The sequence below is a fragment of the Methylobacterium fujisawaense genome (genome assembly GCF_014138435.1).
Lineage (GTDB): Bacteria > Pseudomonadota > Alphaproteobacteria > Rhizobiales > Beijerinckiaceae > Methylobacterium > Methylobacterium fujisawaense.
This window is the reverse complement of record NZ_JACJIM010000002.1, coordinates 572812-598060: the sequence shown is the minus strand read 5'-3', so window position 1 is coordinate 598060 and position 25249 is coordinate 572812. Positions and strand designations below refer to the sequence as shown.

The 25249-nt window shown below is 71.5% G+C and carries 25 protein-coding genes; 6 read left to right on the top strand and 19 right to left on the bottom strand.

What is annotated here, in order from left to right:
- Positions 1-35: 35 nt before the first annotated feature.
- Together GGQ91_RS07685 and GGQ91_RS07680 are read right to left on the bottom strand one after the other, a co-directional pair.
- Complete coding sequence (locus GGQ91_RS07685) at positions 36-1925, bottom strand: methylmalonyl-CoA mutase family protein (protein WP_053611463.1); 1890 nt, start codon at positions 1923-1925, stop codon at positions 36-38.
- A gap of 303 nt (positions 1926-2228) precedes the next feature.
- Entirely contained in the window at positions 2229-3032 is an 804-nt protein-coding gene (locus GGQ91_RS07680; RefSeq protein ID WP_053611464.1) for an undecaprenyl-diphosphate phosphatase, read from the bottom strand.
- A gap of 253 nt (positions 3033-3285) precedes the next feature.
- On the opposite strand from GGQ91_RS07680, the gene GGQ91_RS07675 reads away from it, so the two are divergent.
- The 3 genes from GGQ91_RS07675 to GGQ91_RS07665 are packed head-to-tail and all read left to right on the top strand — an operon-like array spanning position 3286 to position 6013.
- Positions 3286-3978: a glutathione S-transferase family protein gene (locus GGQ91_RS07675; RefSeq protein WP_043347569.1), complete on the top strand. Its 693-nt coding sequence runs from the start codon at positions 3286-3288 to the stop codon at positions 3976-3978.
- Positions 3975-5153 (top strand): tRNA epoxyqueuosine(34) reductase QueG, encoded by a 1179-nt coding sequence (queG, locus tag GGQ91_RS07670; protein WP_182591820.1) that lies wholly within the window; start codon positions 3975-3977, stop codon positions 5151-5153. The genes GGQ91_RS07675 and queG overlap by 4 nt, the downstream gene beginning before the upstream one ends.
- Positions 5150-6013 (top strand): SDR family oxidoreductase, encoded by an 864-nt coding sequence (locus GGQ91_RS07665; RefSeq protein WP_182591702.1) that lies wholly within the window; start codon positions 5150-5152, stop codon positions 6011-6013. The genes queG and GGQ91_RS07665 overlap by 4 nt, the downstream gene beginning before the upstream one ends.
- Here GGQ91_RS07665 and GGQ91_RS07660 read toward each other — a convergent pair whose 3' ends face one another.
- Genes GGQ91_RS07660 through GGQ91_RS28390 form a run of 3 tightly spaced genes read right to left on the bottom strand, consistent with a single transcriptional unit; the run spans position 6014 to position 7817 of the window.
- Positions 6014-6838, bottom strand: coding sequence for a metal ABC transporter permease (locus GGQ91_RS07660; protein ID WP_051044682.1), 825 nt, complete (start codon positions 6836-6838; stop codon positions 6014-6016).
- 47 nt (positions 6839-6885) lie between these two features.
- The gene (locus GGQ91_RS07655; protein WP_043378579.1) at positions 6886-7686 is read right to left on the bottom strand and encodes a metal ABC transporter ATP-binding protein; all 801 of its coding nucleotides are present in this window, start codon (positions 7684-7686) and stop codon (positions 6886-6888) included.
- Complete coding sequence (locus GGQ91_RS28390; protein ID WP_257787422.1) at positions 7683-7817, bottom strand: hypothetical protein; 135 nt, start codon at positions 7815-7817, stop codon at positions 7683-7685. Before GGQ91_RS28390 ends, GGQ91_RS07655 begins: the two co-directional genes overlap by 4 nt.
- 124 nt (positions 7818-7941) lie before the next feature.
- Here GGQ91_RS28390 and GGQ91_RS07650 point away from each other — a divergent pair, with 124 nt between their 5' ends.
- Positions 7942-8427 (top strand): Fur family transcriptional regulator, encoded by a 486-nt coding sequence (locus tag GGQ91_RS07650; RefSeq protein ID WP_043347562.1) that lies wholly within the window; start codon positions 7942-7944, stop codon positions 8425-8427.
- Positions 8428-8539: 112 nt separating this feature from the next.
- Here the strand turns inward: GGQ91_RS07650 and GGQ91_RS07645 are convergent, their stop codons facing one another.
- Together GGQ91_RS07645 and GGQ91_RS07640 are read right to left on the bottom strand one after the other, a co-directional pair.
- The gene (locus GGQ91_RS07645) at positions 8540-10045 is read right to left on the bottom strand and encodes an undecaprenyl-phosphate glucose phosphotransferase (RefSeq protein WP_043378576.1); all 1506 of its coding nucleotides are present in this window, start codon (positions 10043-10045) and stop codon (positions 8540-8542) included.
- A gap of 334 nt (positions 10046-10379) precedes the next feature.
- Positions 10380-10718 carry a heme-degrading protein HmuQ gene (locus GGQ91_RS07640; protein ID WP_043758394.1) on the bottom strand — a complete coding sequence of 113 codons (339 nt, stop codon included), beginning with the start codon at positions 10716-10718 and terminating at the stop codon, positions 10380-10382.
- A gap of 356 nt (positions 10719-11074) precedes the next feature.
- Here GGQ91_RS07640 and GGQ91_RS07635 point away from each other — a divergent pair, with 356 nt between their 5' ends.
- Complete coding sequence (locus GGQ91_RS07635) at positions 11075-11509, top strand: helix-turn-helix domain-containing protein (RefSeq protein ID WP_078947404.1); 435 nt, start codon at positions 11075-11077, stop codon at positions 11507-11509.
- Positions 11510-11568: 59 nt separating this feature from the next.
- Here the strand turns inward: GGQ91_RS07635 and GGQ91_RS07630 are convergent, their stop codons facing one another.
- From GGQ91_RS07630 to cbiE, 4 genes are read right to left on the bottom strand one after another with little or no spacing between them, the layout of a single operon-like run.
- Positions 11569-12888 (bottom strand): cobyrinic acid a,c-diamide synthase CobB, encoded by a 1320-nt coding sequence (locus tag GGQ91_RS07630; protein WP_043758391.1) that lies wholly within the window; start codon positions 12886-12888, stop codon positions 11569-11571.
- Entirely contained in the window at positions 12885-13661 is a 777-nt protein-coding gene (cobM, locus tag GGQ91_RS07625; RefSeq protein ID WP_043378566.1) for a precorrin-4 C(11)-methyltransferase, read from the bottom strand. Before cobM ends, GGQ91_RS07630 begins: the two co-directional genes overlap by 4 nt.
- On the bottom strand, positions 13658-14080 hold the full coding sequence (locus tag GGQ91_RS07620; RefSeq protein ID WP_043345283.1) for a cobalamin biosynthesis protein: 423 nt from the start codon (positions 14078-14080) through the stop codon (positions 13658-13660). The genes cobM and GGQ91_RS07620 overlap by 4 nt, the downstream gene beginning before the upstream one ends.
- Complete coding sequence (cbiE, locus tag GGQ91_RS07615) at positions 14059-15294, bottom strand: precorrin-6y C5,15-methyltransferase (decarboxylating) subunit CbiE (RefSeq protein ID WP_403090980.1); 1236 nt, start codon at positions 15292-15294, stop codon at positions 14059-14061. The genes GGQ91_RS07620 and cbiE overlap by 22 nt, the downstream gene beginning before the upstream one ends.
- 28 nt (positions 15295-15322) lie before the next feature.
- Between cbiE and GGQ91_RS07610 the strand changes: the two genes are divergently transcribed.
- The gene (locus GGQ91_RS07610; protein ID WP_246410598.1) at positions 15323-16090 is read left to right on the top strand and encodes a cobalt-precorrin-6A reductase; all 768 of its coding nucleotides are present in this window, start codon (positions 15323-15325) and stop codon (positions 16088-16090) included.
- Here the strand turns inward: GGQ91_RS07610 and cobJ are convergent.
- From cobJ to GGQ91_RS07570, 8 genes are all read right to left on the bottom strand, one after another.
- On the bottom strand, positions 16057-16818 hold the full coding sequence (cobJ, locus tag GGQ91_RS07605; RefSeq protein WP_043345289.1) for a precorrin-3B C(17)-methyltransferase: 762 nt from the start codon (positions 16816-16818) through the stop codon (positions 16057-16059). The two genes, GGQ91_RS07610 and cobJ, sit on opposite strands and share 34 nt — an antisense overlap.
- On the bottom strand, positions 16815-17594 hold the full coding sequence (locus GGQ91_RS07600; RefSeq protein WP_043758383.1) for a precorrin-2 C(20)-methyltransferase: 780 nt from the start codon (positions 17592-17594) through the stop codon (positions 16815-16817). Before GGQ91_RS07600 ends, cobJ begins: the two co-directional genes overlap by 4 nt.
- The gene (locus GGQ91_RS07595) at positions 17594-18286 is read right to left on the bottom strand and encodes a precorrin-8X methylmutase (protein WP_257787421.1); all 693 of its coding nucleotides are present in this window, start codon (positions 18284-18286) and stop codon (positions 17594-17596) included. Before GGQ91_RS07595 ends, GGQ91_RS07600 begins: the two co-directional genes overlap by 1 nt.
- Positions 18283-19623, bottom strand: a complete 1341-nt coding sequence (cobG, locus tag GGQ91_RS07590; protein ID WP_182591700.1) for a precorrin-3B synthase — start codon at positions 19621-19623, stop codon at positions 18283-18285. Before cobG ends, GGQ91_RS07595 begins: the two co-directional genes overlap by 4 nt.
- Positions 19620-23012, bottom strand: coding sequence for a cobaltochelatase subunit CobN (cobN, locus tag GGQ91_RS07585; protein WP_182591699.1), 3393 nt, complete (start codon positions 23010-23012; stop codon positions 19620-19622). The genes cobG and cobN overlap by 4 nt, the downstream gene beginning before the upstream one ends.
- A gap of 71 nt (positions 23013-23083) precedes the next feature.
- Complete coding sequence (gene cobW / locus GGQ91_RS07580; protein WP_043758374.1) at positions 23084-24118, bottom strand: cobalamin biosynthesis protein CobW; 1035 nt, start codon at positions 24116-24118, stop codon at positions 23084-23086.
- Complete coding sequence (locus tag GGQ91_RS07575) at positions 24115-24516, bottom strand: DUF1636 family protein (RefSeq protein WP_182591698.1); 402 nt, start codon at positions 24514-24516, stop codon at positions 24115-24117. Before GGQ91_RS07575 ends, cobW begins: the two co-directional genes overlap by 4 nt.
- The gene (locus GGQ91_RS07570) at positions 24509-25246 is read right to left on the bottom strand and encodes a CbtA family protein (protein ID WP_043348846.1); all 738 of its coding nucleotides are present in this window, start codon (positions 25244-25246) and stop codon (positions 24509-24511) included. Before GGQ91_RS07570 ends, GGQ91_RS07575 begins: the two co-directional genes overlap by 8 nt.
- Positions 25247-25249 lie beyond the last annotated feature (3 nt).

Below are 25249 nucleotides of genomic sequence, written 5' to 3'. Positions count from 1 at the left end.
CTGGGACGAGGCGGGTTCGCGAGGATTGGCGCCTTTCAGCGTGGGGTCTGCGGCGCAGGACCCCGCATAGCCGCGCGCAAGGCCGCGTTGAGGAGGGCGAGCAGGTCGCAGCCGACATGCAGGAAGGCGGCCACGCCCGCCTGCTTCAGCGGCTCGGCGAGGTCCGTCGGCTTGCCCGCGAGGTAGATCGGACCGGCGCCGGCCTTCGCCAGGGCTTCCGCCGTCGCGACGGCGTGCTCGGCGTAGATCGCGTCGGTGGAGCAGATGCAGGCCAAGCTGGCACCGGAGTCCCGGAACGCCGCCGCCGCCGCCTCGGCGTCGGAAAAGCCCTCGTTCGACAGCGCCTCGATCCCGCCCGCCGCGAAGGCGTTGGCCGCGAAGGTCGCACGGGCGTTGAACGACGCCACAGGGCCGAGATTGGCGAGGAACACCGCCGGCCGGCGGCCCGTCTTGGCGAGACAGGCATCCGAGGCGTCCCGCAGGGCCTCGTAGGGCTCCGCGAGGCGCAGGGACGGCAGCGCGTCGCAGGCGACGGCCGAACCCGCGCCGAAATTGGACCCGCGCGGCCCGGCCACGGGCGGCACGTCGAGGACGGCCGCGGGCTTCTCGGAGAGGTTGGGGAATTCGCTCGCGCCCGTGAGCGGTTCACGGCGGTTCGCCACGGCCTTGGCCCGGGCCTCGCGGGTCAGCTCGATCCGCCGCTGCAGCTTGCCGACGCTGAGCGAGGCGACGATGCCGCCCTCCGCCTCGATCGCCTGGAACGCCGCCCAGCCCGCCTCGGCGAGTTCGGCGGTCAGGGCCTCGAATCCCCCGGCGCCGGCCGCGGGGTCGCTGACGCGCGCGAGATGCGATTCCTCGATGAGCACGATCTGGCTGTTGCGCGCGACGCGCCGGGCGAAGGCGTCGGGCAATCCGAGGGCCTGGGTGTAGGGCAGCACCGCGACGCTGTCCGCGCCGCCCATGCCGGCCGAGGCGGCCGCCATGCCGGTGCGGAGGATGTTCACGAAGGGATCGCGCTTGGTCATCATCCGCCACGCGGTCTCGGCATGGAGCCGCAGCGGCTTGGGATCGAGCCCGCAGGCCTGCTCGACCCGGGCCCAGAGGCGTCGCATCGCGCGGAACTTCGCGACCGTGACGAACTCGTCGGCATCGGCCGTCAGAAGCATCGCGATGCGGTCACGGGCGGTGGAGAGGTCGTGACCGGCATCCTCCAGGGCGCGCAGGTAGGCGACGGCGGTGGCGAGCACAGCCCCGAGTTCCGCCGCCTCTCCGGCGCCGCCCTCGTGATAGGGCCGTCCGTCGGCCAGGAAGGCTCGGCCGGTGAAACCCGCCGCTTCCAGCTCCGCGACGGTCTCGGCGAGACGGGGGGCGATGTCCTTCCAGACCGCTCCGAGGCTTCCGGTCGCCGCCAGAACGCCGACCGGATCGATGCCGAGATCGAGGTCGTAGGTCGAGAGATCCTCGCCCCGGCGCTGCGCCAGCGCGCTCACCAGCCGGGCCACTTCCAGGCCGCGCCCGCCGGCGTCGATCCGCAGGGCGATCAGGGGCAGCATCACGCCCTTCAGCGCCGCGTCGAGGTCTTCGACGCTCGCGGCGGTCAGGCCGTAGCCGCGGGCGCCCGCGGCGCCCGCAAAGGCCAGGACGAGGGCGTCGGCCCCGCCTTCGAGGTCGATGAGCGCCTGTGCGTTGGCGGCGGCGAGATCGGGGTGATCGACCCGTTGCGCGATGCGCCAGGGGCCCGGCTCACGCACCGGCTGGGCCGCCGGGGCGGCGGGTCCGTAGAGGGGTTCGATCCGCAGGCCGTCGGCCGTGTGCGACACCAGCCGCTTCTCGAAATCGGCGCCCTTGAGGACGCCTTCGACGAGGCCGAGCCAGCGCGCCCGGTCTACGGGCTCGAAGAGGTCGGCGAGCGGTGTGTCTTCCATCGGAACGTCCCAGAGCGCGGCGTCTTCTGCACCGCTTCCATGCGTTTGCCTCGCACGCCGCTCCGCCGCTGGCAATCGCCCGATGGTTGAGGAAAGCTGAAGCCGCCCATCACCGATTTTTGATGGTCCCGGCGGCGCGACGGGGAGCCCGGAAACCGGACATGCCGACCCGGCAGGCTTCGGCAAAGCCAGCATTTCCGGATTGCGGGCCCGTCTACGGCGCCCGGACCGACGACCGGACGGATCAAGCCGCCGAGGCGGATCCGCCGATCCGGTCGTCCGGGCCCGAGAGGGACCGGCCCGTCAGCCCAGGATGATCAGGCCGGCGAAGCCGAGGGCGCCGACGATGATCCGCCACCACGCGAACAGCCAGAAGCCGTGGCGGGAGACGTAGTCGAGAAGCACCCGCACCACGAACAGCGCCGAGATGAACGACACGACGAAGCCGATCACGATCAGGCCGACATCGTTGCTCGAAAGGTACTTGTAATTGTCGAGCAGGTCTTTGGCGAAGGCGCCCGCCATCGTCGGCATCGCCAGGTAGAACGAGAACTCGGTGGCCGAGCGCTTGTCGGCGCCCATCAGCATCGCGCCCACGATGGTGGCGCCCGAGCGCGACACGCCGGGGATCATGGCGAGGCACTGGAAGATGCCGATCTTCAGGTCCATCGGCAGGGTGAAGTCGTAGACGTCTTTTTTCTTCACCTCGAGGTCGGTGTCGTCGATGACGAGCAGCACCAGGCCGCCGGCCACCAGGGTCGCGCACACGATCCACGGATTGAACAGGTAGGCTTTGATCAGCTTGGAGAAGAGGCCGCCGATGATCGCCGCCGGCAGGAACGCCACCAGGATGCCGAGCACGAACCGGCGCGCCTTCGGATCGGACGGCACCGCCGTGGCGATCGCCAGCAGGCGGCGGAAATACACCAGCAGGATCGCCAGAATCGCGCCGAGCTGGATCAGCACCTCGAAGGTGTTGTTGGGCGAGTGGAAGCCGATGAAGTGGCCGACCAGCAACTGGTGGCCGGTCGACGAGACCGGGATGAATTCGGTCGCCCCCTCCACAAGGGCGAGCAGCACTGCCTTGCCGATGCTTGCCGGATCCATCGTGACGCCTTGTGCCGTGGGCGCTGCGGCCCCCGTCGAGCCGCCGCCTGCCACGCGAAATGGTTGAGCCCGAGGCTTCGCCCATTAGGGTTGACGAGCGGTTACCGGGCCGGGCCGGGCGTGTTAAGGGCTCGGAAACGGTCGGGCAATAACGCTCGGTCCGAAGTCCTGCGCGCCGAACACCTGCGCATCAGGGCCCTCGACGAGCGCGGGACAGGCCGCGTTGGCAGACCGAACGTCCTCCACGGCCTCGATGGCAACCCTCTACCACTTCCCCTTCTGCGCGAATTCCCGGTTCATCCGTCTCGTACTCGCCGAGATGGGCATGGAGCCGACGCTGTTCGAGGAACGGCCCTGGGAACGGCGCGACGACTTCCTGCTGATCAATCCGGCGGGCGTCACACCCGTGCTGCTGGAGCAGAACGGGCTCGTCGTCCCCGGCGCCGGCGTCATCGCCGAGTATCTCGACGAGACCCGCGGCCTCGGGCTCTCGGGGCGGCGCATGCTGCCGGAGGACACCGTCGAGCGCGTCGAAGTCCGGCGCCTGCTCGACTGGTTCCTGGTCAAGTTCGAGTCCGAGGTGACGGCCTACCTCGTGAACGAGAAGATCTCGAAGCGCTTCATGTCGGCCCATGAGGGCGGCGGCCCGCCCGACATGAACGCGATCCGCGCCGCGCGCTCCAACGTGCGCTACCACCTCAAGTACATCGGCTACCTGATCGCCAGGCGGCGATGGATCGCCGGCGACAACCTGACCTATGCCGATCTGGCGGCGGCCGCCCATCTGTCTTGCGTCGACTACCTGGGCGACGTGCCCTGGGACGAGGACGAGATGGCCCGGAACTGGTACGCGCGGGTCAAGTCGCGGCCCTCGTTCCGCGCTTTGCTCGCCGACCGCGTGCCCGGCATGGCACCGGCCGCCCATTACGCGGATCTGGATTTCTGACCGCCCGACGAACCTATTTCGGCGCCGATCTCCGCCGCCTCGTCGAGACCCGGGCCCGGACGCTCGGCTTCTGCGGCCTGCGCGTCACCCGTCCCGACAGGCTCCCGGACCTTCCGGGCCGCCTGTCGACCTGGCTCGCCGAGGGCGCGCACGGCACCATGGAGTGGATGGCGGAGCGGGCCGACCAACGGGCGAGCCCGGTGGACTTGTGGCCCGGCCTGCGCAGCATCCTGGTGCTCGCGATGAGCTACCGGCCCGAGCACGATCCCCTGGACCTCGTGGCCCGGCCGGATCGCGGGGCCATCGCCGCTTATGCACAGCGGCGGGATTATCACGAGGTTTTGAAGGGTCGTCTGAAAGAATTGGGGGGGTATCTCTCCGCCAAGGGCGACGTGCGGGTGAAGGTTTTCTGCGACACCGCCCCCGTCATGGAAAAGACCCTCGCCGAGGCGGCCGGCCTCGGCTGGCAGGGCAAGCACACGGTGCTGATCTCCCGCGGGCACGGCAACTGGCTGCTCCTCGGGGCGATCTACACGAGCGCGGAATTCGAGCCCGACCCGCCGGAGCGCGACCATTGCGGCTCCTGCCGCGCCTGCCTGGACATCTGCCCGACCGACGCCTTTCCGGCCCCCTACAGGCTCGATGCCCGCCGGTGCATCTCGTATCTCACGATCGAGCATGCCGGTCCGATCCCTGCCGCGTTCCGGCCGGCGATCGGAAACCGGGTCTTCGGTTGCGACGACTGCCTCGCCGTCTGTCCCTGGAACAAGTTCGCCCGTACGGCGGCGGAGAACCGGCTCGCCGCGCGCGCGGATCTGGCGGCCCCGGCGCTGGCGGATCTCGCCGGTCTCGACGATGCGGCGTTCCGGTCGTTCTTCGCCGGCACGCCGGTGAAGCGCACGGGGCGCGACCGCTTCCTGCGCAACGTCATGATCGCGATCGGCAATTCCGGCGATCCCGATCTGGCGGGCGCGGCCGTCGCGGCCCTCGATGACGCGTCTCCCCTGGTGCGCGGCATGGCGGTCTGGGCCTGCGGCCGGCTGCTCGCGCCGGATGCCCTGCACGCGCTCGGCCGCCTTCATGGCGACCGCGAGACCGACGCCCATGTCCGCGACGAGTGGACGGCCGCCGCCGCCTTGACGGAATCGCCCGTGGGCGAGACATCCGCCCCATGAATCTCTTCGTCTTCGGGCTCGGTTTCACCGGCCGCCGTTTCGCCGAACGGGCGCGAGCGCGTTTCGGGACCGTCCGCGCCAGCGTCACGGATCCCGCGGCCGCCGACCGCGTCGCGGCGGAGACCGGGTTCGCCATGCGCGCCTTCGGGCCGGAGGCCGACGATCCCCGGATCGCCGCGGATCTCGCCGACACGGACGTGCTGCTCGCCTCGGCCCCCCCCGGCGAGGCCGGCGACCCGGTTCTCGCCCGCTACGGGGACGCCATCGCGGCGAGCCGGATCGGCTGGATCGGCTATCTCTCGACGATCGGCGTCTACGGAGACCAGGGCGGCGCGTGGATCGACGAGGCGACACCTGCGGCGCCACGCAGCGCCCGGTCGAAGGTGCGCCTCGAGGCCGAGGCGGCGTGGCTCGCGCTCGGCGCCGAGACCGGGAAGGCCGTGCAGATCTTCCGGCTCTCGGGCATCTACGGACCCGGGCGCAACCCGATCGTGAAACTGCGCGAGGGTCGTTCGCAGCGCATCGTGAAGGCCGGGCAGGTCTTCAACCGCATCCATGTCGATGACATCGCCACGACGCTGCTGGCCTCCATCGACCGCCCGCGGCCGGGGGCGATCTACAACGTCACGGACGACGAGCCGACCGCGCCCCAGACGGTGACCGAGCACGCCGCCTCCCTCACCGGCCTGCCGCTGCCGCCCGAGATCGATTTCGAGACCGCCGACCTGTCGCCGATGGCGCGCAGCTTCTACGGCGAGAACAAGCGCGTGCGGAACCGGCTGATCCGCGAGGAGCTCGGCGTGGCCCTCGCTTATCCGACCTACCGCGAAGGTCTCGCGGCCCTGAAGGACCAGCCCTGATCAGGCTTCGAGGTGACGCGGCCGCACGAGGCGGCGCAGCAGGCCGCCGCGCGGCCCCACCATCATCGAGGCGACATAGAGGGCCCCCGCCGCCAGAACGATGGCCGGGCCGCTCGGCAGGTCGTACTGGTACGACAGGCTGAGCCCCGAGACGCTCGCGAGGGCGGCGATCAGCATCGAGACCGGGATCAGTCCGGCCAGGTCGCGGGCCCAGAACCGGGCCGCCACTGCGGGCAGCAGCATCAGGCCGACCGCCAGCAGGGTCCCGAGGGCCTGGAACCCGCCGACGAGGTTGACCACCACGAGCGCCAGGAACGCGAGGTGCACGGGACCGCCGCTGCGGCTGACACTCCGCAGGAACAGCGGGTCGACGCATTCCATCACGAGCGGCCGGTAGATCACGGCGAGCGCCAGCAGGGTCAGCGTGCTGATGCCGCCGAGCAGCCAGAGGGCGGAATCGTCCAGGGCCAGGACCGAGCCGAACAGGAAGTGCATGAGGTCGATCTGCGATCCGCGCAGGGAGACCAGCAGCACGCCGGCGGCGAGCGAGATGAGGTAGAAGGCCGCGAGGTTGGCGTCCTCCCGGATCGTGGTCGCCCGGGTGACGGCGCCCGCGAGCAGGGCCACCGCGAGGCCGGCGACGAGGCCGCCCAGCGTCATCGCCGGCAGGGACAGGCCGGCGACCAGGAAGCCGACCGCAGCCCCCGGCAGGATCGCGTGGCTCATCGCGTCGCTCATGAGGCTCATGCGGCGCAGCGTCAGGAAGACGCCGATGGGCGGTGCCGACACCGACAGGGCGAGGCAACCCGCCAGCGCCCGGCGCATGAAGCCGAATTCGACGAACGGCGCAAACAGAGACCCGAACGGATCGGTCACGCGGCGTCCTCGTGATGGTGATGCGCAGCCCGGCCGTGATCGTGCGCCGGCTCCGCGGGCTTCCGCGGTCCTTCGCAGATCGCCGCGCCCTCGTCCCAGGCCTCGGACAGGTTGCGGGCGCGGGCCAGATTCTCGGCGGTCAGGACCCGCGCGGTCGGCCCCCAGGCCACGGGCTCCCGGGCGAGCAGCAGCGTCGTCGGGAAATGCGCGCGGACCTGCGCGAGGTCGTGCAGGGCGGCGATCACGGTCCGCCCCTCCTTGTGCCAGGTCGCAATCAGCACCAGCAGATCGTCGACCGTCCGCGCATCGATCCCGGTGAACGGCTCGTCGAGGAGCACGACGGGGCAATCCTGCAGGATCAGCCGGGCGAACAGCGCGCGCCGGAACTGACCACCCGACAGGGTGCCGATCGGCCGCGCCGCGAAGCCCTCGAGGCCGACCGCCGCCAGCGCGGCCTCGATGGCCGGCCGCCGCCGGACGAGGCTGCGCCACGCCCCCGCCTGCCGCCAGAGACCCATCCCGGCGAGATCCATGACGGTGAGCGGAAAGCTCCGGTCGATCTCGTCCGCCTGCGGCATGTAGGCCAGGGCGCCCGCACGTTCGATGCGGCCGTCGAGGCAGCGAATCTCTCCGGCCATGCCCTTCAGCAGCGTCGACTTGCCGGCGCCGTTCGGTCCGACCAGCGCGAGCAGGTCGCCCGCTCGCACGGTCCCGTCGAGGTGGTGGACCGCTGGATGCCGGTCGTAACCGAGGGTGAGGCCGACGAGGCGGATCGGATCCGGATTTCGGCCGCTCATGCCGAAAGCGCCCAGGCGATGGTCAGCCAGACCAGCGCCGCGAGCGTCGCGGCGAGCGCCAGCCGCAGGCCGATCCCGCTCTGGAACAGCGATCGTCGGGCCGCGCGTCTCGGGCTGGGAATAGTCGGCAAGGAATCCTCGTCGCGCACTGACACCGGCGCGGGCACCACGCAGAGCTACTGGTGCGGTCCTGGGCCGCGGTGATACACTGTAACAAACCCGCGGGACAACCTGCGGATCATGTTTGGAGCAATCATGCACCGTCACGAGGGTCACGACGCGTGCCACGCCGGCACCGGTGACATTCTCGCGCGGGCCGAGGCCCTCTGTCGCGAGCGCGGTCTGCAGTTCACGCCCCTGCGCCGCGAGGTGCTGGAGGCCGTGGCCGAGGCCGGGAAGGCTCAGGGCGCCTACGACATCGCCGAGCGGCTGAGCGCGCCGGGCAAGCGTGTGGCCCCGGTCTCGGTCTACCGCGCCCTCGATTTCCTGATGGATCAGGGGCTGGTCCATCGGATCGCGAGCCGCAACGCCTTCATCCCCTGCGCGCACGGCCACGCGCCCGGGGAGGGGGTGATTTTTTTGATCTGCCGGACCTGCGGCGGCGTCGACGAGGCCTCGTCGGAGGAGGTCGAGGGCAGCCTCGGGCGCACTCTGGAGCGGGCCGGATTCACGCCGACCCACAGCATCCTGGAGGTCGAGGGCGATTGCGGCACCTGTCGTCAGCGGAAGCTGGCACCCTGAGCCGCGAGACCGAGTTGCCTGGTCCAGCCCGTCCGCGCTGACGGCGGGGAGCAATCCACGAGCGTGCCACGCCTGCGGGCATGGCGCCTCCCGACCGCCTCGCGCCCGCGCCTTAGAACGCGTTCTGGTATGCGCGGCGCGAAATGACCGTCTGGATCATGATCTGGATATCGAACCAGATCGACCAGTTGTCGATGTAGTGCAGATCGCAGGCGACGCGCTGCTCCATGGCGAGGTCGGTCTGGGTCTCCCCCCGGTAGCCGTTGACCTGAGCCCAACCCGTGATCCCAGGCTTCACGTTGTGGCGGCGTGCATACAGGGCGATCCGCCGCTCGAAGCTCCGGTCGTGGGCCAGCGCATGCGGGCGGGGACCCACCAGCGACATCTCCCCGCGCAGGACGTTGATCAGCTGGGGCAGCTCGTCGAGATTGGTCCGGCGCAGGATCGCGCCGACCCGGGTGATCCGACTGTCGTTGCGGGTCGCCTGCCGGAAGGCGGCATTCGCATCCGTGCGCATCGACCGGAACTTGAAGACGCCGAACGGCTGCTGATTGAAACCGTAGCGCTTCTGCCGGAAGAAGACCGGGCCGGGGCTGTCGAGCTTGATCGCAACGGCGATGGCCGCCAGCAGCGGGGACAGCGACACCAGGGCGATGGTCGCCAAGGTCAGATCGAGGAGGCGCTTCAGCATCACCTCGCCCAGATTGAGCGGCCGACGACCGATATTGATCCCCGAGACTCCGCCGACCCGGGCGACCTGCAGATCGGGAAAGCGATCGAGGACGGCGCCGGGGCGCAGATGCAGGGCCGAGGGCACCCGCAGGAACGCGTCGATGCACCGCTCGACCTCCGCGGTGTCGGCCCACGGCACGAGCACGAAGACGTCGTCCGGCCGGAGGAATCGCACCACCGAGACCGCGAGGTCGAGATCCTCCTGCAGCTGGTCGTATCGGGTGGCCACGTCGGCGCCGGGATCGACCCGTCGAAGGTAGCTGGTCCCGATGATCCGCGAGCCGAGATGATCGGCTTCCTTGCCGGCGTAGAAGCGCGCGATGTCCTCCTCGTAGCCGACGAGGTGGATCCGGCTGGCCGTGGCCGAGCCGGCACTGAGCCGCGCCCGCACGAGGCGCCGCACCGATGCCCGGGCCGCGATCAGGACCGGAAGGCCCACGGCGAACGTCCCGAATGAGATCAGGCGCGAATAATCGTTGGTCGTCTTGGTCATGAAGCTCACGACCAGCACGGCGGCCCAGGCGACCAGCCAGAGGGAGGCCACCCGTTGAACGCCCGGCTTCTGCGCCATGACGTTCTCGAGGCTGTACTCCTCGCGCAGGACGTTCGCGGCGATGATCACCAGTCCCAGCAGCGCCGACAGGCGCAGGCCGCGAACGCTGCTCGCCCAGAATGCGCTGTCCTGGGCGAGGGCGTGGTAGGCGAACTCGACGCCCAGGGCCACCATCACGATCGCCACGAGATCGGTCGCGGCGAGCGTCGTCGACAGGGCGATCCGCGCCAGCGCACGACCGCGCCGGGGCAGCAGCGCCGACCATACGTTGCGTCGGCGCTCCGCCGAGGTGGGCAGCGCCTGAAACGTCTCCGGAAGCCGATCGTGAAACATCTGACCCGCAACGTCCCGTCTTAGTCGGACTCTGTACCAGTCTGAGACACGAAAGGTTTCGGCGCCGCCTGGTGACGGTGACGGAGCAAGCCGCGGGCCCGGCAGGGTCGCATTCGCTGTCACGGAGGGAGGCTGCGACCTAGAGCGCGCGCCCAGCCGTTGCAATACATGATTAATGCTGAGCGCCGGCATGACGCATGCGGCGGCCGCCAATGTTGGAGTTCGGCCGTCATCGAACGCGTCGTTTCAATTCAAGCGCGTTTCTTCGTCCGAAGTTTCAACCGGCCCTGCGCCCGCCCCGCATGCGGAACGGGCAAGGACTCTCGGTTGAGCTTTAAGACGTCGCCTCGGCGTCGGCGGGTCTGGCGACGGTCTGGATCGTCTCGAAACCCTCGAACTGGGGATGACCGAGATACAGGGGTTTGGTCGAAGGCACGCGACCGTGCGCCTTGCGGAACTGCTCGGATCGGGTCCAAGCTTCGAAATCCGCGTGCGACCGCCAGATCGTGTGCGAGGCGTACAGGACGTGGTCTTCGTGCTCGGGGCCGCGCAGGAGGTGGAATTCCACGAAGCCGGGCATCTCGCCGAGATGGCTGTCGCGGCCGAGCCAGACGGCCTCGAAGTCGGCCGTCGCGTCCTTGACGACCTTGAAGCGATTCATCGCGATGAACATGCGTCTCTCCTGCGCGCTACCAATCCTACAAGCATCGGCGGTCCTAAGGGGAACACCTGCGCGGCGACAAGGCGCACCACTTAAGCTGCCCAATCATCGCCATCGACATTTCCGCAACAATGTTGCAAAGATGTGTGTACTTAAACTAGAAGCTGTAACCTTTGACTTGCGAAGCTTGACAACTTGGTGTCCAACTGCGGTGCACGCCACCTGTGTCGGGATCAGGGCTATAGCCGCATGAGCGGCAGGGATGACCGGCCACACGGCGTGCACGACATGCGACTTAGGGGCGGGCGGTGAAGCGGCGCGATAGCGAGGCGAAAACACCGCATTCGCAGGAGGATGCATCCCACTCCATGGAGAAGGATTCCCCTGGGCAAACGATGCCGAAGCAGACCACCGACGTCGATCGTCTCGTCGGGATTCGCATCACAGCCCTGCGCAAGGCGCGGGGCATGAGCCAGACCGCTCTCGGCAATGCGGTTGGGGTGACCTTTCAGCAGGTCCAGAAATACGAGAAGGGTCAGAACCGGGTCGGCGCCGGCCGGTTGCGGGAGATCGCGCGCCTTCTCGAAGTTCCGGTTTCCGCGTTCTTCGAGGAGACCGAGCCCCGCGAGAACGCCCAGGAGGACGTGTTCGGCTTCCTCAGCGCCCACGGTGCCATCGAGCTTCTGCGCGCCTACGCCCAGATCGAGGATGAGCAGATGCGCCGCGATGTGCTGGCGCTGGTCCGCAGCGCCGCGCGCCTCGCGCAGAACCGCACGGCGGCGCCGGCGGCGGATCCGGCCTGACAGGCGGGCTGGCGGGCCTCGCCCGGCGCGCCCCGGAGGCGGCTGCATCCGGGACGGTTTCAGGGTGCGTCAGACGCGATCAGGTGGAAGAAGCTGCCGGTGACGGGGCCGACCCGATGTCCGGCAAACCCCAGGTCCACACCCTCCGCATCCGAAACGCGAGCGAGCGCTGATGCCTCCGGTGCGATCGGCGAGAGCTCGGTGGCGTAGTGGAACTCGTGGCCGATGAGGCGCGCCCCGTCTTCTCCGAGCATGCCGGATCCGCAGAGCCGCGCGACGCGATAGCCGAGATGCAACTTGCGGCGGTGATAGGATGTCGCCACCGGGAGGAGGCCCGCCATGGGATGGGTGGTGCCGTCGGCGTCCTGAAGCGTCTGCCCGAGGACCATGTAGCCGCCGCACTCTCCGTGGACGGGGCGTGTCCTGGCGAAGTCGCGCAGCCCGTCCAGGAAACGGACGGCGCCGGCGATCCGGCCCGCATGCAGTTCGGGATAGCCCCCCGGCAGCCAGCAGACGTCGCAATCCTCCGGTGGGCCTTCGTCGGCGAGGGGTGAGAAGGGGACGAGTTCGGCACCGGCCAACCGCCACCCGGTCGCAAGGTGTGGATAGAGGAAGCTGAACGCCGCGTCCCGAGCGACCGCCACGCGTTGTCCGGGCGGCCGCGGTAGCCGGCCGCCGGAGGCCGGCACGGTGCCGCCCGCACTGGCCGTGACGGCGTCGAGGTCGATACCGGCTTCCGCGAGGTCGGCCAGCCGGTCGAGGCGGGCGGTAAGATCCGCGGTCTCGCCGGCCTGGACGAGCCCGAGATGGCGTTCGGGCAGGACCAGCTGCGCGTCGCGCATCAGGGCGCCGAGCACCGGCAATCCAGCGCGTTCCATGCCGGCTTCGACGAGCCGGCGATGGCGGTCGCTCGCCACCTTGTTGAGGATGACCCCGGCGATCCGCACGCGGGGATCGTAGAGCGTGCAGCCCAGCGCTACTGCAGCCGCCGATTGCGCCGCGCCCGACACGTCCACCACGAGCACGACCGGCCAGCCGTAGCGCGCCGCGATGTCGGCATTCGCCCCGGTCCGGTTCTCGGCTGCCCGGACGCCGTCGAACAGGCCCATGGAGCCCTCGGCGATCACCAGATCCGCCGCCGCCGCCGTCTCGCCCGCGAGCGTGTCGAGGAGGGGCGTCGCCATGGCGAAGCTGTCGAGATTGAAGCTCGGATGGCCGGTGGCGGCTTGGTGAAAGGCCGGGTCGATGTAGTCTGGACCGCATTTCGCGCCGCGGACCCGCAGGCCGCGCCGGGTGAGGGCGCGCATCAGGGCGAGGGTCACGGTCGTCTTGCCGGAGCTGGAGCGCGGCGCCGCGACGAGGAGGCCGGGGGCGCTCACGACGGCTGGCCCACGGTGCCGCCGGGCCGGTATCGCCGGTCGTAATCGGGCGCGTAGAGCGCGCTCTCGCGGAAGCCCGCGGCGCTGAGGGCGGGCCCAACCAGGATCAGGGCGGTGCGCTCCAGGCCGGCCGCCGCGACGAGGCCGGGCAACGTAGCGAGATCGCCGACCAGCGCCCGCTCGTCGGGCCAGGAGGCCCGGAACACAGCCGCCGCTGGGCAGGACGGCCCGTAGAACGGGATCAGTTCCGCGGCGACCGCCTCGACCGCATGAATCGACAGGTGGATCGCCAGGGTCGCCCCGGTGGCCGCATAGGCCGACAGGGTTTCCCCCTCGGGCATGGCACTCGCGCGGCCTGAGGTCCGGGTCAGGACCACGGTCTGCGCCACGCCGGGGACCGTCAATTCGCGGCGCAGCAGGGCGGCTGCGGCAGCGAAGGCCGGGACGCCCGGCGTAACCGTGTAGGGAATCGCCAGCGCGTCGAGCCGGCGCATCTGCTCTGCCAGCGCGCTCCAGATCGACAGGTCCCCGGAATGGAGGCGTGCCACGTCCTGTCCGGCCGTGTGCGCCGTCCGGATCTCCGCCATGATGGCGTCGAGGTCGAGGGGGGCCGTGTCGACGATCCGGGCGCCGGGCGGACACCAGCCCAGGATCTCGGGGGCCACGAGCGATCCGGCGTAGAGGCAAACGGGACAGGCCGCGATGCGGTCGCGCCCGCGCACCGTGATCAGGTCGGCCGCGCCGGGTCCGGCGCCGATGAAATGAACGGTCATGTGTCCCGTGTCGTGTCGCATCGGACGGCCAGGGCGCAAGTGGCGCCGGCGCTCGTGATCCGCGGCAGGGCGAGGCGGCTCTGCGGCCCGGCGCCGGCCAGGGCCGTCGCCTCGGCCAGCGAGCCGACGCCGCGCAGCTGTTCGATCCGCGCCGAGCGGGTGACGATCTCGGCGTCGCGCGCCTGCAGCGCGGCGGCTGCCACGGGCTGGGGCGACAGGCCGAACCGTGCCGTCGCCGCGCGGATCGCCGGCTCTGCGGCCCGGTCGGCCGCCGTGGCGACGGCCGTCAGGCTCGACCGGTCGGCACCGAGCGCCGCGAGCGCGCGCTCGATCAGCGCCGCGATCTCGTCGGCGTCGGTCCCCCGACGGAAGCCGATCCCGGCGACCAGCAATCCGGTCACGGCTTGGTCCAGGCCCATTGGGTCACCGGCATGGCGGTGCGCCAGCCATGCATCCCGCCGACCGGGCTCGCCCGCTCGACACCGTAGCGACGCAGGCTTCCGCCCTGCGCCGCGAAGGCCGCGAGCAGCGCGGCCTCGCCTTCGAGGGTGACGGCATTGGCCACGCAGCGACCACCGCTCCGGAGGGCCGCAAGCACCGCTGGCAGGACCCCGGGCTCGGAGACGCCGCCACCGATGAAGACCGCATCCGGCGTCGGCAGGCCCTCGAGTGCCCCGGGGGCGGTGCCGACGACGACGGAGAGGTCCGGCGTCCCCAGTGTGACGGCGTTGCGACGGATGCGCTCGGCCCGGTCCGGGCGTCCCTCGATCGCCGTGGCGCGCAGGCTCCAGTGACGGAGCATCCACTCGATCGCGATCGAGCCTGCGCCGGCGCCGACATCCCAGAGATGCAGGCCCGGATGCGGACGGAGCGCCGATAGGGTCAGAGCCCGGATCTCGGCCTTGGTGAGCTGGCCGTCATTCTCGAACAGGCCGTCGTCGAGGCCCGGGGCGAGGGGAAGGGCGTGACCGGGCCCCGCCACCGCGATCGCCACCGTGTTCAGCGCGTCGATGTCGGCGCGGTCGAACGCGTCCGCGCGGGTCGTACCGACCCGTTCATTCGGACCGCCCATCGCTTCCAGCACCGTCAGCGTCGACGCGCCGAAGCCCCGCGCGCAAAGCAATGCGGCGAGCGCGCCGGGGGTCGTGCCGTCCCAGGACAGCACGAGCACCCGCGCCCCGGGCTGGAGATGCGGCACGATCCGGGTCAGCGCGCGGCCATGGAGCGTGACCAGCGCGCATTCGGCCAGCGGCCAGCCGAGCCGCGCACAGGCGAGGCTGAAGGCCGAAGGCTGCGGGAAGGCGCGGATCTCGGCCGCCGGCACCATCCGGGCGATCTCGGCGCCGATGCCATAGTGGAAGGGGTCGCCGGTAGCGAGGAGGCAGGTCGGCTGCCCCCGCCGCGCGAGAATCTCCGGATAGGCCTCGTGGATCGGGCTCGGCCAGGGCCGCGTCTCCGCATCGAGCGGACCCGCGAGGGCGAGATGGCGTCGGCCGCCATAGACCACGCGGGCGGCATCAAGCGCGGCGGCGGCGGCCGGCGTCAATCCGGCCCGCCCGTCCTCGCCGATGCCGACGATCGACAGCCAGGGTAAGCTCGACAGCGCCTCAGGGCTCATGGACAAGGCGTCCATGGACACGGCGTTCCCGACGAGCGGCACGATGCGGATTCTGATCCTCGGCGGGACCGGCGAGGCGAGCACCCTGGTCCGGTCGCTCGCTGGTCGGGCGGATCTGTCCGTGACGCTCTCGCTGGCCGGCCGGACGGCCGCGCCGAAGCCCGAGCCCGTGCCGACCCGGATCGGCGGATTCGGCGGGATCGAGGGCCTCGCCGACTACCTGAAAGCCGACGCGATCGATTGCCTGATCGACGCGACCCATCCCTTCGCCGCGACGATGTCGCACCATGCGGCGTGCGCAGCCGCCCTGACGGCGGTGCCGATCCTCGCGATCCGCAGATCCGCCTGGACGCGCGAGCCCGGCGATCTCTGGATCGAGGTCGACCGGATGGATGAGGCGGTCGCCGCCCTCGGATCCGCGCCGCGGCGCGTGTTCCTGACGATCGGCCGGCAGGAGGCCGGGGTCTTCGCGGCGGCCCCCCAACACACCTATCTGGCGCGCACGGTCGAGCCGTTGGGCGGGATCCTGCCGGTGCCGCACCTCACCGCCCTGGAAGCCCGCGGGCCCTTCGATGTCGCGTCGGAGGCTGCGCTCATGCGCACGAGCGGCATCGAGATTCTCGTCAGCAAGAATGCCGGCGGGGCGGCGACCTACGGCAAGATCGCGGCGGCGCGCACCCTCGGAATCCCCGTCGTCATGGTGCGCCGGCCGGGCAAGCCCGACGTGCCGAGCGTCCCGGACGCTGCGGGCGCCCTCCGCTGGCTGGAGGCGGGCGATCACGCCGGTTCCTCAACCTTGCGGGCCGTGTAGACGAAGGGCGTCCGGCCGGCGCGCGGGATCAGCCGCGTCGTCGAGGCGCCCAGGATGACCATCGTGGCCATGTCGGCCGGCACGTCGCGCGCCTCGGCGAGGGTCGCGACCCGGATCGCCTCGTCCGGCCGGCTGATGGCGCGGGCGAACATCACCGGCGTGTGGGGCGCGCGGATCCCGGACGCGATCTCCAGAGCCGCCCCGAGCTGCCAGGGCCTGGCGGCGGAGATCGGATTGTAGAGCGCGATCACGAAGTCGGCGCGCAGCACCGCCTCCAGCCGCGCGGTCACCACCGGCCAGGGCTTCAGGTTGTCCGAGAGCGACAGCGCGCAGAAATCGCCGCCGAGGGGCGCGCCGAGCCGGGCAGCGGCGGCCAGCATGGCGGTGACGCCCGGCTCCACGGTGATCGCGAGGTCGCGCCAGTCAGGCTCGCCCTGCTCCACCGCCTCGAACACCGCCGCCGCCATGGCGAAGACCCCCGGATCGCCGCCGGAGACGACCGCGACCCGTCGTCCGGAGGCGGCGAGCTGCAGCGCGTGGCGCGCCCGGTCGACCTCCACCCGATTGTCGCTGGCATGCCGGACCAGGCCGGGTCGCTCGGGCACACGGGCGACATAGGGGAAGTAGCCGACGACATCCTCCGCCGCATCCAGCGCCCGGCGGGCGGACTCGGTCAGCAACGCGGCGTCGCCCGGGCCGAGGCCGACGACGGCAAGGCTTCCGCTCACGGCCGCCGTCCCTCTCCGGGCAGAAGGACCATGGAGAAGTAGGGTGCGTCGTCGTCGGCCTTGTCGGCCAGCATCACCACCCGTTCGCCCGCCATGGTGCCGCGCTCCACATAGACCGCACGGGCGAGCAGCCCGGCGGCCGACAGAGCGGCGCGCACCTTCGGCAGATGGCGCCCAAGCTTCATCACGACGGCGGCGTCGGTGCCGCGCAGGCGCTCCGTCAGGGCCTCGAGCGAGAGGGTCGCCGGCAGGACGGTGAGGACGTCGTCGCCCCAGGTGATCGGCGTGCCGGCCCGAGTCCAGCAACCCGACATCCCGGTGACGCCCGGAATCACCTCCACGGGGAAGCGGTCCTTCAGGCGCCGCCACAGGTGCATGAACGAGCCGTAGAAGAACGGGTCGCCCTCCGACAGGATCGCGACGTCGCGCCCGGCGCCGAGGTGGTCGGCGAGTTTACCGGCCGCCTCGTCGTAGAAGCCCGCCAGCGCGGTGACGTATTCCGGATGCTCGGGATGAATCTCGGTGGTGTAGGGATAGGCCAGTGCCATCTCGCGGGCCGGATCGCGCAGGATCGCGTCCGCGATGGTGCGGGCGTTGCCCCGCCGGCCGCGCTTGCAGAAATGCACCAGCACCGGCGCGCGCATCAGGATGCGCTGCGCCTTCACGGTCAGCAGATCCGGATCGCCCGGGCCCATGCCGACCCCGTAGAGCGTTCCCGTCATCGCCGCCGCGGACAGCTCCTCGGTCGGGCCGTCGAGGCGTTCGAAACCGTCCATCACTCGACCTCGCTGGCGAGCGCGTTGATAGCGGCGGCCGTCATGGCGCTGCCGCCGCGCCGCCCGTGCACGACCACGAACGGCACGCGACCGTCCCGGGCCAGCGCCTCCTTCGATTCGGCCGCGCCGACGAAACCCACCGGGATACCGATCACCGCGGCCGGAGGCGCGACGCCGGCGTCGAGCAGCTCCAGAAGGCGGAACAGGGCGGTCGGCGCGTTGCCCACCGCCACGACGCTACCCGGCAGGCGTTCGCGCCACAGCTCCATGGCGGCTGCGGACCGCGTTGTGCCGAGGCTCCGGGCGAGCTCCGGCACGCGGGGATCGCCGAGCGTGCAGACCACGTCGTTATCGGCGGGCAGCCGTGCCCGGGTGACGCCGTCGGCGACCATGCGGACATCGCACAGGATCGGCGCGCCGGCCTTCAGGGCCGCGACGCCCGCTTCCGCGAAGCCCGGCGACATCTCCACATCGGTCGGCAGGTCGGTCATCCCGCAGGCATGGATCATGCGCACGACGACGCGCTCGGCGGCGCCCGACCAGCGTCCGAGATCCGCCTCGGCGCGGATCATCGCGAAGGAGCGCGCGTAGATCGCGCCGCCGTCGCGGATATACTCATAGCGGGACGGGGATTCGTGGGCCGCGGCCGGCTCCGATCCTGTCTGGCGCAGGGCGTTCTGGCTCGCGCTCATGCCGGTCTCCTGGTCCTCCCGCTGTCCGTCCAGGTCGTCTCCGGCGCGAAGGCGGCGGACAGCCCGACGATCTTGGCTCTTCCTAACCGCTCCGGCACGGCCTCGATAGGGAGATGCATCGCCGGCTCATCGGCGGGGGCACCGCCGATCACCACGCCGTACAGACCATCGCGACCGACGAGGGTCAGGTCGGCCGGCCCCGGTCGGGCGCATCCCTTGGCGCATCCCGAGACGTGCGCGGCGCGGCCCAAGGCCGCCAGGGGAGCGAACGCCGCCGCGAGGCGCGCCGCATCGGTGAGGGTCCGGGTCGACCCGGAGGCGCAGCCCGGGGCACCCGTGCAGGCATCGATCGCCCGCCGCGGGTCGTCGGCGGCAACGATGAAGTCCACCGACAGGGCCTCTCGCACCGCCGCTGCCGGGACGTCCGGGGGGGCCAGGAGCATGAAACCGCGGGTCGGCGACAGTCGAAGATCGTCCGCGCCGAGCGTGACCGCGGCATCCGCGAGCCGGTCGAGGGCGTCGGCCGTACAGCGACCGAAGGGCGCGTCGATGGCGAGGATCTGAAGGTCCTGTCCGCCTCGTGGCTGCCGGGCTTGGCCGGGCCATAAGCTTTCGCCTCCGCGCGCTGCGACGCGTGGTCGCTCTCCGGTCCGCAGCGCCTCCGTCAGCGTCGCCCTTTCGTCTTCCGACAGATCGCGCATCCGGCGCCGGCCGGTCCGCGCGAAGGCGGTGAGCACGGCGGCCACCACGTCGGGCGCTTCCCGTTCCCCGCAGGTCAGAAGATCCTGCCGCCCCTCGCCGCAAGCGATCGTGATCGCAATGCGGCCGGGTCCGTTAGCGATCACGGCGCAATCGGCCTCCGCGGTCGCCCGATCGACGCGTCCCTCGATCACGACCAGGGTCTTGGCCGGCAGGCCGGGAATCGTCAGCCCCGCCGCTTCGACGGCACGGGCCAGTCCCGGCACGTCAATGGCCTCCTCCGGATCGCAGCCTGCCAGCGGGCTCGTGAGTGTCAAGCGCTGAGGCCCGCCATCGGCCCGCACGTCGCCGAGGCCCTGGGCCGAGAGCCACGCGGCAAGGGAAGCCTGCGTCGCCTCGGTGACGCCCCGGATCTGGAGATTGGCCCGCGCGGTGAGATCCAGGTGCCCGTTCCCGAAGCGTCGGGCGCCCTCCGCCACGGCGCGGGCCTGACCGAGCGTCAGGACGCCCAGGGGCGGGTGTACCCGCGCCAGCAAGCCGTCGCCCGTGGGCATCGGCCGGGTCAGGCCGGGGCACCAGCCCCGACGGCTGGCCGCCTCGGGCAGCGCACGTCCATGCAGGCGCGGAGCGACGCTCATTCGGCGGCCTCGTGCAGCAAGGCGTCGGCCGGAAGAGCGTTGCGCCGGCTGTGCCAGAGTCCCCGGTCCCGGGCGGCGTCGAACCGTTCCAGGATCGCCCGGGTGGCCGCGGGGTTGGCGGCCCGCAGGCGCTCGAACACCTCGGTATCGGCGATCCAGGCGGCGTACAGCGTCTCGAAGCCGGCATCGGACACCGCATCGCTGGCGGCGGCGAGGACGAAAACCGCATCGAGCCCCTGAGCCAGCTCCTGCGCGCCGCGATAGCCGTGACGGAGCTGGGCGGCGATCCAGCGGGGATCGGCGAGGCGGCCTCGGATCAGGCGGGCCGCGTCCTCCCGGGCGGTTCGGGCTTTCGGTCGCTCCGGCTGCGAGACGTCGAGGCTGTAGAGCGCGGGGCTCGCCCCCTCCAGGGCAGCGGCGGCCGCGAAGCCGCCCATCGCGTCCACAGCGGCATCCCCGTCGAACAGATCGCGCTCGGCCACGTCGAAGGCGTGGAGATAGGCGTCGGCTCCCGCCACCCGGGCGGAGAAATCCGCATCCGGCGCCTCGCGGTCGCCATAGGCGTGCGTGCTGGCCGCAAGATAGGCGCGACCGAGATCGGCGCGGCCATCCCATGTGCCGTCGAGGGCCGTCGCGGCGGTACCGGCGCCGTAGCGGCCCGGCGCAGCGCCGTAGACCCGCACGGCCGTCTCGCCCCGTCGGCGGGCCGCCGCCAGCGGGTTCTCGTCGTCGGCCTCGTCCCTGTCGGCCACGGCGCGGGTCGCCCGGTCGAGCAGCGCCAGGGTCTCGGGGAACGTGTCGCGGAACGCCCCGGAGACCCGCACGGTGACGTCGATCCGGGGCCGGTCGAGCATGGCCAGCGGAAGGATCTCGAAACCGGTGACGCGAGTGCTGGCATGGTCCCAGACCGGCCGCACGCCCATGAGGGCGAGGGCATGCGCCACATCCTCGCCGCCGGTGCGCAGTGTCGGCGAGGCCCAGAGATCCATGACGATCCGGGCCGGATAGGCACCCTCGTCCTGAAGGTAGCGGGTCACCACGGCGGCGGCGGCCCTCTCACCGAGGAGCGCGGCGGCGCGGCTCGGGATGGCCCGTGGGTCCAGGGTTGCGAGGTTGCGTCCGGTGGGGAGCACGTCGCTGCGCCCGCGGGACGGCGAGCCGGAGGGCCCCGGCCGGACGAATCGGGCGTCGAGGGCCGCGAGCAGCCCGGTCCGCTCGGCGGCGGCGCTTGCCAGCACCGCCTCCGCGGCCTCGCCCGGGGCTCGGGCGAAAACGTGGAGACCGTCGCGGAAGACGGTCTCGCCGAGGTCGCAGAGGTGCGCGTCCAGCCGGGTCAGCGCCTCGTCCATCGGCGTGTCCGCGCCGATGCCGGCGCCGTCGAGCAATCCGGCGGCCTCGGCCTCCTCGAGGATGGTGCGGGCCACCAGTTCGGCGCGGCGGGGATCGAGCACGCTCGCGGCGGCGTATTCCTCCACCAACTCGCGCAGGCGTGCGGCCTCCGGCTTCAGCGCGTGGACGGCGACGTCCGGCGTCAGGTGACCGAGCGCGACGCCGCCGAGGCGCCGCTTGACCGGCGCGGCCTCGCCCGGATCATCGACGATGAAGGGATAGACCACCGGCAGGCCGCCGACGCACAGCGCCGGCAAGCAGGTGGGAGACAGGGCCACGGCTTTGCCGGGCAGCCACTCGGTTGTCCCGTGCGTACCGAGCTGCACCAGAACGTCGAAGTGCTGCTGCAGGCCGAGATGGAACGCCAGATAGGCATGGGTCGGAGCCCGGTCGAGATCGTGGTAGCCGGCCTTGCGATCGGGATCGCGCCCGCGGTCCGGTTGCAGGAAGACGTCGAGCCGACCGCGGTCACGGATCGCCCCGTCCCCGGTTCGATCCGGAGCGACGCTCCGATCGGATGCGGTCGTGCCCGTCAGCATCCGGAACCGGAAGGCGCCGTCGACGCAGGCCGGATCGGATTCGGCCTCGCCCCAGACGGCGGTGATCGAGGCGCGCGTCTCTTCGGGGAGGGTGTTCCACCAGGCCTGGTAGGCGGGGAGGGGCACGCGGAACGCGGCCGGACCCTCCGTGAGATCCGCCATCAGCGTGCCGGCTTCCGGAAGCGCCCCCGTCGCGTAGCCCGCGGCGGCGAGGTCGGCGGCGATGGCGCGGGCGCTCTCGGGCGTGTCGAGACCGACGGCGAAACCGGCCCGGCCGCCCCGGGCCGGATAGTCGGACAGGACCAGGGCCACGCGGCGCGCCGGCCGGGGCAGGGCGGCCAGCCGCAGCCATCCCGCGGCCCGGTCTGCCAGGGCGGCGATGCCTGCGGGGTAGGGCACCGCCCGCCGCTGGGTGAAGCCGGCGACCTCCGGGCTTTCCTCCTTGAAGGAGATCGGAAAGCCCGAGAGCCGGCCGTCGAATTCCGGCAGCGCGATCTGCATGGCAAGATCGGAAGCGCCGAGGCCGCGGGCCGACGCCTCCCAGGCCGCGCGCGGTGACCCTACCGTGAACGCCTGAATGACCGGGCAGCCGGCGCCGTCGAGAACGAAGTCGGTGCCGTCCTCACGCGCGGAGAACGCCGTGGCTGCGATGACGAGGTCGGGTCTGCGCGCCCGCACCGCATCGGCGACCGCCGCGGCGGCCTCGGGCTCCTTCAGGCTCGACACGACCATCGGCAGCGCCCCGATCCCGCGGGCGCGCAGGGCGGCTGAGAGTGCGACGAACGGCTCGGTGTCGCCGCCGAGCACGGCGGAGCGATAGATCAGCAGCAGGGCCAGCGGATGGGCGGGCGACGGCGCGCCGTCGAGCGGGATCGCCGTTTCAGCCGCGGCAATGGCTGTTTCGAGGGGGAGAGCGCCGCAACCCGGACACCAGGGAAAGCCGCGGGGCAGGGGCTGCGGAGGCTCGACCGCCCCCTCGGCGCCCAGCCGGATGGCCAGGGATCGCAGCATGCGCCGGAGATTGCCGGGACCGCCGGCACGGAAATAGGCGTCGAGTTCCCCGGCGAGGGCGGGATCGGTGGAGAACGGCGCGAGACGGGGGTCCGGCCGGTCGTCGCCCGGCAGGACCGCGAGCACGACGCCGTGCGCCCGCGCGGTTTCGGCGCAGCGCTCGATCCCGTAGCGCCAGTAATCCAGTCCGCCCAGACAACGGATCACCACGACCTTGGCGTGCGCCACGACGCGTTCGACGTAGAGGTCGACCGACAGCGGATGCCGCAGTTTGGCGAGCTTCGCGAGCCGGAGACTCGGCAGACCGGGCTCTGCGGCGTGGGCCTGACCGACCGCCGCGAGGTCGCTGTCGGTGAACGACAGCACAACCAGATCGCCGGGCTCCTGCCCGAGATCCACCGCCGCCTCACCCTCGTCGAGCGAGACGGTATCGATGCGCACGAGATGCATCGACGGCCCCTAAACCGCGGCCGCGCGCACCGGCGCGCCGCCGTCAGCCGCGCAGGCGCGCGCGGCGGCCGTCATCCCGCGAGGGCCGCAGCGACGGCGCGCTGGTCGAACCCCTTGAGGCCGATCACCACGAGGTTGCCGTCCCGGGCCTCCCCGGACTTCCACGGCCGGTCGAAATGGTGGGCCACGCGCCGGCCGACCCCCTGCACCACGAGGCGCATCGCCTTGCCCTCGACCTCGGCGAAACCCTTGATCCGCAGGACGCCCGGGATCTCGGCTGCCTTCTCGACCCGGGCCGCCAGATCGCCCGCCGTGATCGCGGGGCGGACGGGCAGCGCCACGGTCTCGAAGTCGTCGTGGTCGTGATCCTCGCCCTCGCCGTGATGCGACGGACGGGAATCGAGATCGTCCTCGGCGGCCGCCGCGAGACCGAGCAGCACCCGCGGGTCGATGACGCCGTTCTCGGTCTCCACCACCTTCACGGCCCGGGGCAGGTGGCCTTCCACCTCGGCACGCACCCGAGCGCGGGTCGGGGCATCGATGAGGTCGGCCTTGTTGAGGACCACGAGGTCGGCGCAGAGGAGTTGGTCCTCGAAGACCTCTTCCAGCGGATTGTCGTGATCGACCGATTGGTCCGCGGCCCGCTGGGCGGCCAGTGCCTCCGGATCGTCCGCGAAGACGCCGGCGGCGACGGCCGGGCCGTCGACCACTGCGACGACCCCGTCGACGGTGACCCGCGAGCGGATCGCCGGCCACTGGAACGCCTGAACCAACGGCTTCGGCAGCGCGAGGCCCGAGGTCTCGATCAGGATGTGCTCCGGCGGCTCGGCGCGGCCGAGGAGAGTCTCCAGCGCCGGAACGAAATCGTCCGCGACCGTGCAGCAGATGCAGCCATTCGGCAGCTCGACGATAGCTTCTTCGGTGCAGCCTTCGACCCCGCAGGCGGCGAGGAAGGACTTGTCGAAGCCGACGTCGCCGAACTCGTTGACCAGGATGGCGAGGCGGCGCCCCCTGGCGTTCTCGACCACGTGGCGGACCAATGTCGTCTTGCCGGCTCCGAGGAAGCCCGTGACGATGGTGCAGGGGATCTTGTTCACGATGGTCATTCCGCGGCCTCCAGGGTGCCGGCGGGGAGCGGGCGGGGTTCAGGGAACGGGGGGATGCGGGCGATCACGCCCTTGCGGAAGGCCTCCGGACGCTCGCGCCAGGGCACGATGCCGTCCGAGGTCGCCGCATAGGCCGCGAGCCCGGCGAGGATGGTCTCCGCCGAGGCGGCCGGATCCATGTCGCCGTAGACGTAGGTCCAGCGGTCGGCCGAGGCGACCGCCACGGTGCAGGGCCGCTTGCAGACCGACAGGCATTCCACTGCCTCGACCCGCAGGTCCGGCGTGCCGGCGCTCCCGGCCTGCAGCGCCTCCAGAAGGCGTGCTCCGGCGCGCGGTCCATCCGGATCGTCGTCCGGAAGGCGGCAGGTCGTGCAGACGTACAGGACGGTCTCAGGCACGGGCCGTTCCCCGTTGCGTGTCGCGGGAAAACGCCTGCCACGCCCAGCCGAGCCCCAACCCGATCAGGATCCAAAAGACGAAGCTGATCGCCAGCGACCGGGCGGCGAACTGTGCGGCCAGTGCGGCCGGAAGCTCCGACGCGCCCTCCGGTGCCTGCGGGGCGCCGACGACGTGGGGGGTTATGATCAGGACGAGGCCACCCAGGATCGTGATCAGAGCACGGCGGATCGTGATCAGGTAGAGTCCCATTCCGGTCGCCGCCGCGGTCATTACCCACCAGGCCTGCCGCGCGGCCAGCGGTGCAGCGGCGCTGCCGGGCAGTTCCGGCGGCAGGCCGAGGCCCGGCGCGAGGGCGACGCTGGCGAAGCCCGCCACCGCGAAGGCGAGACCGACCTGTGGCGTCGGCTCGCGGCCGCAGGCGATCATCACCGCGCCGAGCAGCAGGGCGTAGCCGACGCCGCCGACGAGGGTCGCAAGACCGGTGAAGGCCATCCGCGGCAGGCCGGGGCCGGGCTGCCATTCCGGTGCCGCGTCGGGCGCGGCATGGTCATGCCCGGCATGGGCCAGCACGATCGGAAGGGCCTTCGCGGCCTGATGCGAGGGTTCCTGCTGCTCGTAGCGCTCGGCCGCGACGATCAGCGGCGAGGTCAGCGTGAGTTCGAGGCCCGTCACAACGGCAGCCGCGAAGAAGCCGGCGGCCAGGGCCGCCGACAGAAGCCGAATGATCATCCC

Excerpts from the sequence above, each read along its gene's own strand:
- GGQ91_RS07685 (WP_053611463.1), bottom strand. The coding sequence starts at position 1,925 with ATGGAAGACACACCGCTCGCCGACCTCTTCGAGCCCGTAGACCGGGCG.
- GGQ91_RS07680 (WP_053611464.1), bottom strand. The coding sequence starts at position 3,032 with ATGGATCCGGCAAGCATCGGCAAGGCAGTGCTGCTCGCCCTTGTGGAG.
- GGQ91_RS07675 (WP_043347569.1), top strand. The coding sequence starts at position 3,286 with ATGGCAACCCTCTACCACTTCCCCTTCTGCGCGAATTCCCGGTTCATC.
- GGQ91_RS07665 (WP_182591702.1), top strand. The coding sequence starts at position 5,150 with ATGAATCTCTTCGTCTTCGGGCTCGGTTTCACCGGCCGCCGTTTCGCC.
- GGQ91_RS07660 (WP_051044682.1), bottom strand. The coding sequence starts at position 6,838 with ATGCGCCGGGCGCTGGCGGGTTGCCTCGCCCTGTCGGTGTCGGCACCG.
- GGQ91_RS07655 (WP_043378579.1), bottom strand. The coding sequence starts at position 7,686 with ATGAGCGGCCGAAATCCGGATCCGATCCGCCTCGTCGGCCTCACCCTC.
- GGQ91_RS07650 (WP_043347562.1), top strand. The coding sequence starts at position 7,942 with ATGCACCGTCACGAGGGTCACGACGCGTGCCACGCCGGCACCGGTGAC.
- GGQ91_RS07645 (WP_043378576.1), bottom strand. The coding sequence starts at position 10,045 with ATGTTTCACGATCGGCTTCCGGAGACGTTTCAGGCGCTGCCCACCTCG.
- GGQ91_RS07640 (WP_043758394.1), bottom strand. The coding sequence starts at position 10,718 with ATGTTCATCGCGATGAATCGCTTCAAGGTCGTCAAGGACGCGACGGCC.
- GGQ91_RS07635 (WP_078947404.1), top strand. The coding sequence starts at position 11,075 with ATGGAGAAGGATTCCCCTGGGCAAACGATGCCGAAGCAGACCACCGAC.
- cobM (WP_043378566.1), bottom strand. The coding sequence starts at position 13,661 with ATGACCGTTCATTTCATCGGCGCCGGACCCGGCGCGGCCGACCTGATC.
- GGQ91_RS07620 (WP_043345283.1), bottom strand. The coding sequence starts at position 14,080 with ATGGGCCTGGACCAAGCCGTGACCGGATTGCTGGTCGCCGGGATCGGC.
- cbiE (WP_403090980.1), bottom strand. The coding sequence starts at position 15,294 with ATGGACGCCTTGTCCATGAGCCCTGAGGCGCTGTCGAGCTTACCCTGG.
- GGQ91_RS07610 (WP_246410598.1), top strand. The coding sequence starts at position 15,323 with ATGCGGATTCTGATCCTCGGCGGGACCGGCGAGGCGAGCACCCTGGTC.
- GGQ91_RS07600 (WP_043758383.1), bottom strand. The coding sequence starts at position 17,594 with ATGGACGGTTTCGAACGCCTCGACGGCCCGACCGAGGAGCTGTCCGCG.
- GGQ91_RS07595 (WP_257787421.1), bottom strand. The coding sequence starts at position 18,286 with ATGAGCGCGAGCCAGAACGCCCTGCGCCAGACAGGATCGGAGCCGGCC.
- cobG (WP_182591700.1), bottom strand. The coding sequence starts at position 19,623 with ATGAGCGTCGCTCCGCGCCTGCATGGACGTGCGCTGCCCGAGGCGGCC.
- cobN (WP_182591699.1), bottom strand. The coding sequence starts at position 23,012 with ATGCATCTCGTGCGCATCGATACCGTCTCGCTCGACGAGGGTGAGGCG.
- cobW (WP_043758374.1), bottom strand. The coding sequence starts at position 24,118 with ATGACCATCGTGAACAAGATCCCCTGCACCATCGTCACGGGCTTCCTC.
- GGQ91_RS07570 (WP_043348846.1), bottom strand. The coding sequence starts at position 25,246 with ATGATCATTCGGCTTCTGTCGGCGGCCCTGGCCGCCGGCTTCTTCGCG.